This is a genomic window from Clostridium fermenticellae (assembly GCF_003600355.1).
GTDB classification, from domain to species: Bacteria; Bacillota; Clostridia; order Clostridiales; family Clostridiaceae; genus Clostridium_AV; species Clostridium_AV fermenticellae.
Map to the genome: position 1 here is coordinate 2,231,863 of NZ_CP032416.1, position 13,992 is coordinate 2,245,854.

At 31.5% G+C, this 13,992-nt stretch carries 12 protein-coding genes and 2 pseudogenes; 3 read left to right on the forward strand and 11 right to left on the reverse strand.

Annotated features, from left to right (window positions below):
• Nucleotides 1–9: 9 nt before the first annotated feature.
• A complete protein-coding gene (gene glf, locus D4Z93_RS10375) occupies nucleotides 10–1,125 on the reverse strand; it encodes a UDP-galactopyranose mutase (protein WP_119973317.1) in 1,116 nt (371 codons plus the stop codon).
• Nucleotides 1,126–1,446: 321 nt separating this feature from the next.
• Between glf and D4Z93_RS10380 the strand changes: the two genes are divergently transcribed.
• The gene (locus D4Z93_RS10380) at nucleotides 1,447–1,944 is read left to right on the forward strand and encodes a GNAT family N-acetyltransferase (RefSeq protein WP_119973319.1); all 498 of its coding nucleotides are present in this window, start codon (nucleotides 1,447–1,449) and stop codon (nucleotides 1,942–1,944) included.
• Nucleotides 1,945–1,981: 37 nt separating this feature from the next.
• Here the strand turns inward: D4Z93_RS10380 and D4Z93_RS10385 are convergent, their stop codons facing one another.
• Nucleotides 1,982–2,554 carry a TetR/AcrR family transcriptional regulator gene (locus tag D4Z93_RS10385; RefSeq protein WP_119973321.1) on the reverse strand — a complete coding sequence of 191 codons (573 nt, stop codon included), beginning with the start codon at nucleotides 2,552–2,554 and terminating at the stop codon, nucleotides 1,982–1,984.
• A gap of 174 nt (nucleotides 2,555–2,728) precedes the next feature.
• On the opposite strand from D4Z93_RS10385, the gene D4Z93_RS10390 reads away from it, so the two are divergent.
• A complete protein-coding gene (locus D4Z93_RS10390) occupies nucleotides 2,729–3,430 on the forward strand; it encodes an ABC transporter ATP-binding protein (protein WP_119973323.1) in 702 nt (233 codons plus the stop codon).
• A gap of 5 nt (nucleotides 3,431–3,435) precedes the next feature.
• Nucleotides 3,436–5,889 (forward strand): ABC transporter permease, encoded by a 2,454-nt coding sequence (locus D4Z93_RS10395; RefSeq protein WP_119973325.1) that lies wholly within the window; start codon nucleotides 3,436–3,438, stop codon nucleotides 5,887–5,889.
• 67 nt (nucleotides 5,890–5,956) lie between these two features.
• Here D4Z93_RS10395 and D4Z93_RS10400 read toward each other — a convergent pair whose 3' ends face one another.
• The 9 genes and pseudogenes from D4Z93_RS10400 to D4Z93_RS13340 form a co-directional block, all read right to left on the reverse strand.
• Nucleotides 5,957–6,658: a pentapeptide repeat-containing protein gene (locus D4Z93_RS10400; RefSeq protein ID WP_119973327.1), complete on the reverse strand. Its 702-nt coding sequence runs from the start codon at nucleotides 6,656–6,658 to the stop codon at nucleotides 5,957–5,959.
• A 215-nt stretch (nucleotides 6,659–6,873) separates the two neighbouring features.
• Complete coding sequence (locus tag D4Z93_RS10405; protein ID WP_119973329.1) at nucleotides 6,874–7,926, reverse strand: NAD(P)-dependent alcohol dehydrogenase; 1,053 nt, start codon at nucleotides 7,924–7,926, stop codon at nucleotides 6,874–6,876.
• A gap of 185 nt (nucleotides 7,927–8,111) precedes the next feature.
• Complete coding sequence (locus D4Z93_RS10410; protein WP_119973331.1) at nucleotides 8,112–9,485, reverse strand: APC family permease; 1,374 nt, start codon at nucleotides 9,483–9,485, stop codon at nucleotides 8,112–8,114.
• Between the two features lie 322 nt (nucleotides 9,486–9,807).
• Nucleotides 9,808–10,389, reverse strand: coding sequence for a TetR/AcrR family transcriptional regulator (locus tag D4Z93_RS10415; RefSeq protein ID WP_119973333.1), 582 nt, complete (start codon nucleotides 10,387–10,389; stop codon nucleotides 9,808–9,810).
• A gap of 135 nt (nucleotides 10,390–10,524) precedes the next feature.
• Nucleotides 10,525–11,382 (reverse strand): YidC/Oxa1 family membrane protein insertase, encoded by an 858-nt coding sequence (locus D4Z93_RS10420; RefSeq protein WP_119973335.1) that lies wholly within the window; start codon nucleotides 11,380–11,382, stop codon nucleotides 10,525–10,527.
• 337 nt (nucleotides 11,383–11,719) lie between these two features.
• Nucleotides 11,720–12,214 (reverse strand): HD domain-containing protein, encoded by a 495-nt coding sequence (locus tag D4Z93_RS10425; protein WP_119973337.1) that lies wholly within the window; start codon nucleotides 12,212–12,214, stop codon nucleotides 11,720–11,722.
• A gap of 273 nt (nucleotides 12,215–12,487) precedes the next feature.
• Nucleotides 12,488–12,582: pseudogene (locus D4Z93_RS13700) on the reverse strand (NAD(+)--rifampin ADP-ribosyltransferase); the annotation flags it as partial.
• The gene (locus D4Z93_RS10435; RefSeq protein ID WP_119973338.1) at nucleotides 12,566–13,108 is read right to left on the reverse strand and encodes a DUF2397 domain-containing protein; all 543 of its coding nucleotides are present in this window, start codon (nucleotides 13,106–13,108) and stop codon (nucleotides 12,566–12,568) included. The pseudogene D4Z93_RS13700 and the gene D4Z93_RS10435, both read right to left, overlap by 17 nt.
• Before the next feature lie 240 nt (nucleotides 13,109–13,348).
• Nucleotides 13,349–13,929: pseudogene (locus D4Z93_RS13340) on the reverse strand (Msr family ABC-F type ribosomal protection protein); the annotation flags it as partial.
• Between the last annotated feature and the right edge of the window lie 63 nt (nucleotides 13,930–13,992).

Consider the following 13,992-nt stretch of genomic DNA (forward strand, 5'->3'; position numbering starts at 1 on the left):
TTTATTTAATTATTTGTAAATTTCATTATTTACACAATTTAATGCCTCAAATACAATATTATGCATATCAAAATATTTATACATTCCAAGACGGCCTCCGAATATAACTTTATCTTCTTTATCTGCTAATAATTTATACTTACTATATAATTTATTATTTTTATCGTCATTCATTGGATAATACGGCTCATTTCCCCGTTTCCACCTGACTGGATACTCTTTAGTAATCACAGTTTTAGGGTTTATATTTTCACTTTGACATCCAAATTCAAAATGCTTATGTTCTATTATTCTTGTATATGGGACCTCATATTCTGTGTAATTTACAACTGCATTTCCCTGATAATTTTCGCAGTCCAATACCTCTGTTTCAAAATTAAGAGAGCGATAATCAAGTTCTCCATAACAATAATTATAATACTCATCAATCATTCCAGTAAAAATAATCTTATCTGCCATATCTTTAAATTTACTACATTGATCAAAAAAATCAGTATTAAGATTCACTTCTACACCATCAAGCATCTTCTCAATTATTTTTGTATATCCCCCAATAGGTATTCCCTGATATTTATCATTAAAATAATTATTATCATATGTAAATCTAACTGGCAGCCTTTTTATAATAAAGCTAGGTAATTCGGCAGCTTTTCTTCCCCACTGTTTTTCAGTATAACCTTTAACCAATTTTTCATAAATATCTTTACCAATAAGACTTATGGCCTGTTCCTCAAGATTTTTAGGTTCGGTAATATGAGCTTCCTCAATCTGATGCTGAATCTTGTCTTTTGCCTCCACAGGTGTAGTTACACCCCACATTTTATTAAATGTATTCATATTAAAAGGCATATTATAAACTTCAGATTTATAACGGGCAATTGGAGAATTAGTATATCTATTGAATTCAGCAAACTGATTCATATAATCCCATATTTTTTTGCTGCTGGTATGAAAAATATGGGCACCATATCTGTGAACCTGAATGCCGGCTATTTCCTCTGTGTATATATTTCCACCTACATGTGAACGTTTATCTATTACAATACACTTTTTGCCTCTTTTAGATACTTCATGTGCAAATATTGATCCAAACAAACCAGATCCAACTATTAAATAATCATACATTACATTATGCTCCTCCTAACTTAACTACAAGTCTTCTTATATAAATAAAATGCATCTGTCATAATGATAAAATATATAATCATGACAAACGCAACTATTTTAATTATATCAAATTACTGATAAAGTTACCACACATTTTTATGTAAACCCATTTTATGTACATATTTATGCATATGAATGATAAATAACATTAAGGTATTATTTTTCATTAATTTATTCTATAATAATTATGATATTTATTTATAGGTTCGTAATTCCAAGCTTAGACTTGTAAAACCTATAATATAAAGTTAAAATTTAAAATCAAAGGATGTGTTAAAAATGAAGCCTCAATTTGTATATGCTCAAATCGAAGATTTACCACGGATTGTCGAAATCTATAATCAGACAATTCCAACTAGAATTGCTACTGCAGATTTAGAATTAGTTTCAGTCAAATCACGAAAACCATGGTTTGAAACCTTCGACCCAACTAGCCGTCCTTTATGGAACATAAAATTAGATGGCAATTTAGTTGGCTTTATTGGATTAGAAGAATTTTATGGACGTCCAGCTTATAAAAAAACGTCAGAAGTCTGCATTTATATTGATCAGAATTTTAGAGGACAAAAATTAGGGCAAGCTGCACTTGATTTTATTGCCGGGCAACTTAAATCATTAGATATTGATACTTTATTGGCTTTTGTTTTTGGCCATAATATCCCCAGTCAAAACCTTTTTATGAAAAATGGTTTTAAAACATGGGGACATTTGCCAGAAGTTGCATTAATGGATGGTGTTAGAAGAGATTTAGATATTTTAGGCAAGCGTTATTATTAAAAATGTTTACTAAACAAATATAATTACAATCTTAAAACTAATCAAAAAATTTTATACCATTGATTGATATTGTAAGTATGAACCCGGCCATTTCATTAGTAGGTTTTTTCATGCCTTCCTTTAACCATTTTTGAATGGTGCATATGCTGCCACTTGCTAAAAAATGAAATATATACTCCGCTTCCTCTCTTTTTAAAAGATTATTTTCCCTCGATGGTATAAAATATTGTTTTCCTATAATTTCTATAACTTCCTGTTGAAAATGTGTATCACCATTTGAATTTAGTAAGATGTCAAAAAGTTCTGAGTTTTTCTTTATATATTCTAGAATCCTTTCAATAATGATGGTAGGAATATCATTTTTACTCTTAAAATTACAGCTATTTAAATACTCTTTTATATCATCAATTGTTTCATTTTCTATACAATTTAATAAACCATATTGATTTTTATAATGAGCATAAAATGTGGCACGATTAATATCAGCATCTTCACAAATTTCTTTTATTGAAATTGCAGATATAGGCTTTTGTTTTAATAATTTAATAAAACTCTGTTTTATTACCATTTTTGTATATTTAACCCGCCTATCAGTTTTCTTTTCCTTCATAGTAATTCCTCCCAGACAAAAAAATCTTGTAGTTTATTAAACATTCTATGAAAATCTGTTTTTTAACTATCAATTTTTAAAAATATGATTGTTGTATTTATAACATAATGTTAGTATACTGTGTTAAAGAAAAATAATCAACATTTTGTTTAGTAAAAATTGGAGGAAGATTAAATGCCGTTTATAGAACTTGAAAATGTGAAAAAAGAATACACCTCTGGAGATGTCACGATTACTGCAGTAGAAAACTGTTCTTTTTCAATAGAAAAAGGTCAACTGGTGGTAATCCTTGGTCCATCTGGCGCAGGAAAGACAACTGTATTAAATCTTCTTGGTGGAATGGATAGTCCCAGCGGCGGAAGTATATTGGTTGATAGAAATAAAATTCATTCCTATACCAAAAAGGAACTTGTAAATTACAGGCGTAACGATATTGGATTTGTGTTTCAGTTTTACAACCTTGTGGGAAATCTAACTGCACTTGAAAATGTAGAACTTGCGTGTCAGATATGTTCAAATTATATTGAACCAAAAACTGTATTAGAACAAGTAGGTTTATCTGAAAGAATAAACAATTTTCCTGCACAGTTATCTGGAGGTGAACAGCAGCGTGTTGCCATAGCCAGGGCTATAGCAAAAAATCCAAAATTACTTTTATGTGATGAACCTACTGGTGCACTCGACAGTGTGACAGGTCAGAGGATCATTGAACTTCTGCAAAATACATGCAGAGAAATGAATACCACAACCATTATAATTACGCATAATGCTGCCATTTCAGATATTGCAGATAAAATTATTAGGATCAAAAACGGAACTGTAGAAAATATTTCTACAAACAAAAATCCTAAAAAGGCTAAAGAAATTGTGTGGTGATAAATATGTTATTTAAAAATACTCTTATAAAGATAAAAAAATCTTTTGGAAAATATATGTCGCTTTTTATAATCGTTATGGTAGGTTTTGGCTTCTTCTTGGGACTAAAGGAAACCTCACCGGATATTATAAATTCTGTTGACAAATACTATAAAGCTAATAACTTAATGGATTTCAAAATAGTCAGTACAATGGGATTAAGAGATGAAGATGTAAAAGCAATTAAATCATTAAAAGGTGTACAAAATGTTGTTCCAAGTTATTCTCTGGATGTTCTTGAAAAAGATAAAGTTATAAGGGTGCATGCAATTGAAAATTCAGTGAATACTTCAAAACTAATTAATGGAAGAATACCTAAAACAGATAAAGAATGTGTAGCAGACATTAAAAAATATAAAATTGGTGATAAAATTACACTAGATAATAATTCAGATAATAAACTAAAAAATACAGTATTTACTGTTGTGGGTACTATAAAATCTCCATTATATATAGATTTTGATTATGGTAATACTACAATCGGTGACGGAAAATTGTCATCCTTTATCTTTATAAATAAAGATAACTTCAATATAGATGCCTATACAGAAATTTATGTTACTGCTGCCGGTACTAAGAATATTCCTTCATATTCGCAAAAATATGATGATATATCTGAACAGATTAATAATGAATTGGTAAAATTAAAACCTGAAATGGAAAATGCAGCATATTATGATATCTACAACAGTGCAATGGACAAAATAAATGATAATCAAAATAAATTAAATACCAAAATGAATATTTCCACAATAGAAAAGCCAAAATGGTATATTTATAACAGGAACGATGCCGTCTCAGGCTACAATGATCTAAAAAATGCAACAAATACCATTACTTCTGTAGCAGCCGTTTTTCCTTTATTTATTATACTGATTGTCATACTGATGACTTCAAATACAATGTCCAGAATGATAATGGAAGAGCGTGAAGAACTTGGAACACTGACTTCACTAGGATTTAAAAATTCAAGTATTATTTCAACATATTTGTTTTATGTATTGTCTTCAACTGTACTCGGAACTATAGCAGGATTTTTTATATTTGGGAATATTATACCAAATATTGTATACTCAACCTTTAGTAAATTTATTTTGCCGCAGCTTACCATACAACATGACATAACAAGTTTATTAATGGTATTAATAGTTGTCATAGCTCTTATGACATCTGTAACTGTCTTTTCCTGCAGCAAGGCACTGAAACAGAAACCAGCTATTTTGATGCGTCCTGTTCCACCACAGAATGGACAAAGAATACTGCTTGAAAAAATAGGATTCATCTGGAAACATCTTTCTTTTAACAGTAAAACTACAATGCGTAACATATTCCGTTATAAACAGAGAGTTATTATGATTATTGTCGGAGTAGCTGGATGTACAGCTTTATTGGTTGGAGGATTTGGAATAAGAGATAGCATTAATGGTGTTGCAGAAAAGCAGTATAGTGAAATTTTCAAGTACAATACATTGATTACACTAAAAAATGATACTGCAAATGTCTCCGGGAATTTAAAAGACTTGCTTGTAAAAGAAAGGGTCAAAAATCCCCTTTTGATAAAACAAGCAGCTTTTAAAGCTAAATCGAATGATCAATCTTTAGATACCTATTTAGTAGTACCGGAGGATGAAAGTTTATTCAAAAAATATTATAATCTAAGAAGTCAATTAACAGAAAATAATATTAAAATTAATGACAATAGCGTTGTTATAACTCAGAAACTTGCCGGGGTTTTAAAAATAGGCAAAGGCGATACAATCAAAGTAAAAGATGCAGATAACAACCTGTACTCTCTGAAAGTATCAGATGTTACAAAAAACTATATGCAAAACTACATTTACATCAATAAAAACTTATATGGCAAAGTATTTAGGAAAGACATCTCCTATAATATGATCGTAACCAATTATAATCAAAATAAAAATACGCTGGCTAAACATTTACTGGATGATGATTCTGTTGTAAATGTAACTTTTAAAGATGATATCCTTAAGAAAGCCGCTGATGGAAATAAAAGCCTGAATAATGTAGTTATTCTATTGGTTGTAATTGCATCGATGCTTGTAATCATTGTCCTCTACAATTTAACATCAATCAATATGAGTGAAAGAAAACGGGAAATTGCCACACTCAAGGTACTTGGATTTCACAACAATGAGACAAATCAGTACATTTACCGTGAAACATTTTTATTAACACTAATTGGTATTGTTTCTGGTCTGCTCCTAGGGATTCCATTCCATCAATTTGTAATAAATGCTATAGAAATTAGCACAGAGGTGTTTTTCAAAAATATCCACACTATAAGTTTTGTATGGTCATTTCTGATAATCATGTTGGTTTCAATCATTATGCAGATAGTTACACACTTTAAAATCAGAAAAATTGATATGATTGAATCTTTGAAATCTGTTGAATAGTGTTTTAATTTACCTTTAATAATTTTTAGCCCGGTATTTTAGAAATACCGGGCCTTAGAATTATCATTTAATAATTTTTGGCTTCTTCTATTGTCATCCAAAAATGAATACCTGTGGTAGAATCCATCCATCGATCCTCATTAAAATCTTTTACTTCTACCCATTCGCCTGCACGATAGACAAAGTTTTCATCTACTAAAGACCATGCTTCCTTATAACTTTCTTTATAGTCAAAACTTTTAATTGTAAGAACTTTTGCCTTATTGCAGCGGCAAGAAGGCAATGTAGCTGAAGTTCGCTTTGCATCTGCAGGTATTAAAAGCTGAACCAAACGGTTATTAAAACACTTCTTATATCCGATGAAAGCCCCCTTCTCCGGGCAATGCAGGCGAAACCATTTTGTATCCTTGTCAGAAACAACACCATCTAATTTAGCATATTCAAGAAGTGCAGCATGTAAGTTTGCACCTTTAATATTGCATCCGGTCATATCTACATACCGAAGTGTCGCACCTTCTAAATCTGCATTCTTAAAATTTGTATTACGTACAGTACATTCATCAAATAATACACCAGAGACACTGCTATTCTCTAAATTTGCTCCATCAAACTTAATTCTATGGAATGTACTCAAAGAAAAGTCAATATCAGATAAATCCCAACTTGTAAAATCCATATCAAAAAGTTCTATATCTTTTAAAACAAGTCTTTTTTTTGAGTCCCTATTTTCTAATATTTCTCTAAATTCCATCTGTGATAATTTACGCATGATATTTACTCCTTTTCTATTTAATACATCACTTGTATAAATTTATTTTATCATAGAACTTATGCCTACCGCTGTCAATGTTGTACGATAGAATACAACTTTATTAAAAAAGCTATTAGTTATTCACCAATAGCTTTTTCTTGCATTTTCACAGTTACATACCTTGCCGTAATTGATATATCCAAAAATTAAATTAATTTGTATACTATTGTAACTTAGTCAACAAATATAACTGGTTTAATGAGATCTGCTGGTTTCTGATCCATCATATGAAACGCATCCTCAATTTTCTCAAAGCCGTGAAAACGGTGTGTAATGAGCTTCGTCGTGTCTACACGACCATATTTGACCATGTCAAGCATTTTATGCATTCTGCGGGCACCTCCGGGAGAAAATCCTCCACGAATAGTTTTGTTAGACATTCCTAATCCCCAGGAGTAGGCGGGCATAGAAAGATTATCCTTAATGTCGAAGAAATTGATATTAGAAATATAACCACCTGGTTTAGTCATATCAACTGCTTGATTGAAACTATTCGCATTACCACCTGCAATAATAACACAATCCGCTCCTCCATCTGTCATATCAAGCACCTGCTCAACAGTATCTCCGTTTTTATAACTGACAATGTCGGTAGCACCATACTCTTTGGCTACCTTTACGCAATTAGGACGTGTACCAATGGCAATAATACGACCTGCGCCATGGCATTTTGAGCCGGCAACAGCCATCAGACCCACAGGACCGATTCCAATAACAACAACTGTATCACCAAAAGCAACATTCGCATTTTCCACACCATGGAAACCGGTGGACATCATATCTGTCGTCATAACGGCAGCCTCAGGAGATACACCTTCTGGCAATAAAACCAAATTCGCATCCGCCTGATTAACATGAAAATATTCAGCAAAAGTACCATCCTTGGAGCCAAGGAACTTAAAACTTTCCATAAGTCCTTCATCATGCGCATTGTATTCACCTTGAACATTTTCAGTCAGCCAATTTGGCGTAGTGCACGGAACAACAACTGTGTCTCCTGGTTTAAACTTCTTGACCAGTTTACCGACCTCAACCACCGTACCAACAGCCTCATGGCCGAGAATTAAATTAGTGTGTTCCCCTGAACCACCGTGGGAAACGTGTGTATCAGATGAACAAGGTGCCAGAACAATCGGGTGAATAATTGCATCCAATTCACCACAAGCCGGTCTTTCTTTTTCAATCCATCCCACATGATCAATTGACAACATTCCAAAACCTTTCATAATAATTACCCTCCCTTGCTAATTGCAATATCGCAATTCTGCTCTAGAAGACAAAACGCTTTATCCTTTAGCAAAAAAATAAGACAGTCAACTTCTGTGAGCAACAAATTGCTAATAATATTTGTATTATAAAACACTATAATGAAATTTTCAATATTAAAAATTGCAATTTAAGCAGCAAAACTTTACACCTGCATCTTCGAAGTATCCTTTTTTAGTACAAATGTTAAAACCAGGTAATATACAGCACCTATGGTTAGCCACATAAGTCCTATAATCTTCGATATATTGGCAAGGTGCATCCATACATATACTATTATGATAAATCCTACGGAAGGCAATACGATGTGCTGAAAGAAATTATATTTTTTAGTTCTAAATACAAAGTAATTAACAACCGTTACATGAAGTATCGCAAAGGAAGTTAAAGCTCCAAAATTGACCAGACATGATAGTATATCAATCATTTCACTGAATACACTGCACACTACTACAGCAATTACAGCTACAAAAATTGTCGCAACATATGGAGTCTTAAATTTCGGATGAACTTTTGAAAAGACTTTTGGCATGAGTTCGTCTCTCGCCATACTAAATAGTACCCTTGAAACTGCAGTCTGGAATGACAATGCACATGCAAACCCTAGTGCAATAGTTATTCCGATTTCACAAGTAAGTTTAAGTGCTTTTCCCCCTACACTGAATGCAATCACATAGAATGACGTATTAGGATCTTTAAAGGCATGCCAGTCTGGATATGCCATTCCGGCTACCCAACACTGTATAACAAAGATAATTCCGGAAACCATTAATGCAATTATAGTTGCCCTACCTATAGTTTTTGCTCCATCCTGGTTTTCCTCAGCTAAGGTACTGATACCATCAAACCCAAGATAACTTAAAACACAAATTGCTACCCCCGGCATTACAGCTGAAAGTCCAAACTTTGAATTGAATAATGGCTTGACCGAAAATTCTGCACCATTTATACCATGAGCTATTCCTATACCTCCACAAATTATAAAATATGTAAGTATAATCAATTGAAGAACAAGTAATATTTTATTAAATCTTGCAGCCATCTCAATTCCTCTAATGTTAATTAAAGTATTGCATATGATAAAAATAAATGCCCATAAAAAAATAGGTATCGAAGGCATCATATCATGAAGAGCAGCTCCGCTTAACAAATATAAAAGAGCCGGTATAAATGCATAGTCAAGTAATATTGCCCATCCGGCAAAGAAACCAACTGTTGGACTCAATCCTTTACTTACATAACAATATACTGAACCAGCAATAGGGATTGCTTCCGACATTTTTGCATAGCTAAATGCTGTAAAAAGCATTGCTAGCATTCCAATAAGATATGCCAATGCAGCCATACCACTTGCTGCATCATTCACAATTCCATATATACCAAAAGGTGCAATAGGAACCATGATAATTAATCCATAAATCACCAAATCTTTTGTCTTTAATACTCTACTCAGTTCTTGCTTGTACCCAAACTCCTCAAGATCAGTCCGTTGAAAATTCTCCTGACACTCTTTTTTCATAATTAATATCCCCCACTTTTTATAATTGGTACACTTACAGGGTTTTTTAGTTAGAAAGTTAAAACCCTATATTAAATTTATTCTTATAATTTTTCCAAAAATCAAAAATATTTTTTAAAAATTCTAACAATTTATAATATTTTAAATCCTTTATATTATTGTATAAATTGCTGCTATAATTTATAATCTATAGTTATTTAGATTAATTATATTCTTCCATAATATATCAAAAAATTATATTACCTTTTATTATAACTCTATTTTAATAAATTATCAATTTTTTAATGTAAGATTGTAACAATAAGATAGGAAACTTTTAATTTTAAGCAAGTATTAACTTTAATGTAGCTAATGCATTCAGGTAATCTTCTTTTTCATCCGTCAGCATTACCTGTATTGATGTTCCTAGAAGTGTGCCTAATATCAGCTTAGATGATGAAGTTGGAGAATATGTTTTTAATTTTTCAGAATTTGCAGGGTTATTTATTATATACTTTTCAATTAATTTAGTTAGTCCATCAAAAAGTTCTTTAAGGAGCTTTTTTAGGGATTCTGACCAAAGTGCCATACTGGTTAAATCAAAAAGAATTTTAAATAATTCAGGTTTATTGTATAACACTTCTTTAAAATATTTTATAAGATATACTGAGCTTTCACTTCCAGTAGTACCTTTTTTTAAATTATCTTCAATTTCACTAAAATATTTCTCAGATAACATTTCTACCACTTTTTTGAATAATCCTTCTTTATTCTTATAATAATAATTCAACTGACTTAGAACAACACCAGCTTCATTTGCAATATCTCTCAAAGAAACATTTGCATATCCTTTTGTAGAGATACATTTAAAAGCTGCATCCAATATTCTTTCAGCCTGGTTAGTATTTTTAACCTTTTCACTCATTTGATTTCAACTCCTACATAACTTATATATACAAAATATCTGGTCAGCAAATTAAATAATTCCACAAATATATATTAGCATATTGGAATATATTTTTAAATTAAGTTAAATATTCTTTTTTAAACTTGTTAACTTTTATTGTTGTATCTGATTCTTTTTTATAATAAACTTGTTCATGAACATCTGTTGAAATATCTGATATATATTACTTATTATCCAATAAAGCCCCATTCCCGCAGGTACCTGAAACGAAATAAACCCGGTCATGATTGGCGACAACAAAAGCATATTTTTTTGAATGGAGTTCTGCATTTCATTTTCAGATGCAGGCATATCTTGAGAAGAATATTTAGTAGATATATAGGTAGTTATTACAGCTAAAATAGGTATTATCATTAAAAGTATAGAATGAGCATTTATGTTGTGAAAATTAAAAGTTGGAATATAGCCCAAATTTATGCCCCAAAAGTTCATATTCAGCAATTCATTTCTATTTAACATGGAGTCTACAAGAGGTAACTTATTCATATTATTGCCGTAATAATTTATTATGCTTAAATCATGCATATTCTTCACAGTGACCATGTTGTGAGGTATAGTATTAAATAATTTGTTAATTATAGAAGAATTCATTCCAAACATATATTTTAGAGGCTGGGATATAACGTAGTACAGAGAAAATAAAATAGGTATTTGCAGCAGCATAGGAAGACATCCTCCCGCGGGATTTATATTGTTTTCTTTATACAGTTCGACCATATGTTGACTTAATTTTTCATTATCATTTTTATACTTCTCCTGTAGCTTTTTTATCTTCGGCTGAATTTCACTCATTTTTGAAGTTGATCTGTACTGTTTTATATACAGTGGAAGCAGCAATGTTCTTATAATAACTGTCAGCAAAATAATGGCAATTCCGTAATTCTTAAATGACAATACCTCATATATGAATCTCAAAAAGCGCCCTATGGGATATGCAATAAAATCAAACATAGTAGTTTATCCTTTCTCATCATATCTCGTGCAGCATTTATGATACACGGATTGATTCTATTTGTTTTATACATTGATTATTTAATTTTTGGTTCATACTTCCACAGCTTTGTTTTCACACAATAATGAGCAGGCTTTTCTCTAACCGTAAAATTACTGATTTCTTCTATGTATTCAGATTTAGTTATGGTTCCATTGCTAATATATTGTATTAATTCAGTTTCAAATTGCCCTTCATTTATTTCTTACTTGCCTCCTCTAATAGGTTTATTTATTATTTCAGCCAAACTTTTACACATCATAACGAATACATAGATTTAGTACTTAAATCTATGTATTAATCCAAAATAAAACGATCAAAAGCAATCTTTTTTCCTGTATCTGTTTTAAAATTCTCATTTATACACTTTTTTATCTTTTTCTGTTCTTTTTCTTTATCCATAACAGTTAAATTTTCAAGCAAGTCTGCTTCCCATTGTATTTGAAAGTCAATTCCATCAATTTTAGAAGGTGTGTGATGATTACCTATTATAAAACATATCCTATCAACATTTTTGTCATAACCTACCATTTTTAATATTTCTCTGGCTACTGCCGGTCCTTCTTTTTCTTGATAGGCACTGTCAATTGAGCCATACTTTTTTTGTGCTTCAACAGCACCAATATCATGTAGTATAGCAATAATACTAATGAATTCTTTTTCTTCTCCTCCGATACTTTCACCTTTCATTATATCTTCTGCATTTTGTAATACTTTGAGAGTATGATCTACTCCAAAAGGAATTTCTTTAAATACTTCTTTCATCTCTTTAATAATTTCTTCCTTAAACATTTATTACCTCCATAAAAACCTCATAGATGTTTCAGTTCTGGCTATTATCTTTTTTATTTGCTTGATGTACCAGCATCATTTAGTGCCACATTTCATTCGCTATTCCCTGAATATCCATCAACATCAAATATTATTTATCTTCAGCAGATGCCAGATATCACGTAAAATCAAATCCACATGATTCTCGCTTGAATATGTTCAGTTGATAACTTTGCCATTGTTTTTGGCTAAATTTTCGTGCCATTTGCATCGCTCTGTAGTTGCCAGTTTCGCCCATTCTGTTTCTTCACCAATAATCCTTAAAGGTTCTTGTGAGCGATAAGAACCTTTAAGTTACCAGGGAACTTTTTGTCAGTGACATTTGGGTCTTATATAGTCCTGATAATTCTGATTTAATCTCTTGAAATCATTATTCAAGGATCCCCACCAGACTCCCACTTCTTTTTCACTTTTAGACACCATTTCAGTAAGTTTTTCAATCTGTTCCTTTATTCTTTCAAGGAGAGAGGATTCAAGGGAAGCACTTTCTACGAATAGATTTTCAAGTTTTATAGTCAATCTTTCAATTTCCACACTGTACTCTGAAAGTTCATATCTGAATTGCTTGTTTTTAAATTCCTCAACTGTAGCAACTTTCGCGGTATCCTGAACCGCCACAAAATTTTTCCATGATATAAGCACATCCAGATCCTGGCGGCAGGTTTCCATGGTATAATCTTTAAATTCATCATGAGTTTTCAGTTCCTGAAATAACTCTTCCTTATACATCCAGTATTTCATTTTCTCATACTGAAGATAGAAAAACCTCAATATAGTTCTGTACCTCCAGGCATTTTCTGCCGTAATATACCTCATTTCATCAATTTGTTTGGTAAGTTTATCCGTTATCTGCATGCATCAATCACCTTTTACAAAAACTTTTTTAATATATAAATACTTTTATTATGCTTCTGTTTCTTTGATAATTCATTTAGTACTTTATTCAACAACTTACCTTATATTATATACTATAAAGACAAATTTTAAATCGGTAAACATAAGAATCTCATACGGTTCTATAAAACTAATAAGCATGCCAAAAACATTCTTTTTAAGAGTACTTTTGACATGCTTATCATTAATCAATCTATTCTGTGCAAAGTAACTTATTTTTGCCTTAGGTGAAATAAAAATTCCATCTTCATGGTTTAAGATCATTTGGATTAAAGTTGTTTCCCCTGTTCCATTACTACCAGTTAGCGTCACTTTTGCTCCAAGTGGAATTTGAAAAGATGCATTTTGGAACAATACCTTATCTCCAAATATTTTATCAATTTCAGTACCGACAATAGGATATGGATTGTAAAGTGACAATGCTTTATTTTGCCTGAAACGAATCCTGTGAATAATTTCTGGAGCTTCTACATTTCTCAAGGCCGCAATTCTATGTTTCAAGGAGTTAGCAGCATTATGCATCTTTTTTTCCTTACTTCCCATTGATTTTTGATGAGCTAAACGCCCTCCGCCTTCAGTACTTTTTTTCTTTGAAGCATCTTTTGCTTTTTGTTCTATTTTACGGGCCTGTTTTCGCTTTTCCTTCGCAGCCCTTTTCAATCGCCACGTTCCGCAACAAATTGTTCGTATTCTGCAGCCTGGCTCTTACGTTCTTCTTCTTTCTGGCGAAGATAATCAGAATAGTTTCCCCAATACTCAGTTATTTTGCCATCTTTCAGTTCCTCCTAAATTCTTATTTGTATCAATATACATTTTAACACGACAAGTTCATATACTCAATATTA

Bases quoted from the DNA above. Each gene is read 5' to 3' on its own strand.
- glf (WP_119973317.1), bottom strand. From the start codon at position 1,125: ATGTATGATTATTTAATAGTTGGATCTGGTTTGTTTGGATCAATATTT.
- D4Z93_RS10380 (WP_119973319.1), top strand. From the start codon at position 1,447: ATGAAGCCTCAATTTGTATATGCTCAAATCGAAGATTTACCACGGATT.
- D4Z93_RS10385 (WP_119973321.1), bottom strand. From the start codon at position 2,554: ATGAAGGAAAAGAAAACTGATAGGCGGGTTAAATATACAAAAATGGTA.
- D4Z93_RS10390 (WP_119973323.1), top strand. From the start codon at position 2,729: ATGCCGTTTATAGAACTTGAAAATGTGAAAAAAGAATACACCTCTGGA.
- D4Z93_RS10395 (WP_119973325.1), top strand. From the start codon at position 3,436: ATGTTATTTAAAAATACTCTTATAAAGATAAAAAAATCTTTTGGAAAA.
- D4Z93_RS10400 (WP_119973327.1), bottom strand. From the start codon at position 6,658: ATGCGTAAATTATCACAGATGGAATTTAGAGAAATATTAGAAAATAGG.
- D4Z93_RS10405 (WP_119973329.1), bottom strand. From the start codon at position 7,926: ATGAAAGGTTTTGGAATGTTGTCAATTGATCATGTGGGATGGATTGAA.
- D4Z93_RS10410 (WP_119973331.1), bottom strand. From the start codon at position 9,485: ATGAAAAAAGAGTGTCAGGAGAATTTTCAACGGACTGATCTTGAGGAG.
- D4Z93_RS10415 (WP_119973333.1), bottom strand. From the start codon at position 10,389: ATGAGTGAAAAGGTTAAAAATACTAACCAGGCTGAAAGAATATTGGAT.
- D4Z93_RS10420 (WP_119973335.1), bottom strand. From the start codon at position 11,382: ATGTTTGATTTTATTGCATATCCCATAGGGCGCTTTTTGAGATTCATA.
- D4Z93_RS10425 (WP_119973337.1), bottom strand. From the start codon at position 12,214: ATGTTTAAGGAAGAAATTATTAAAGAGATGAAAGAAGTATTTAAAGAA.
- D4Z93_RS10435 (WP_119973338.1), bottom strand. From the start codon at position 13,108: ATGCAGATAACGGATAAACTTACCAAACAAATTGATGAAATGAGGTAT.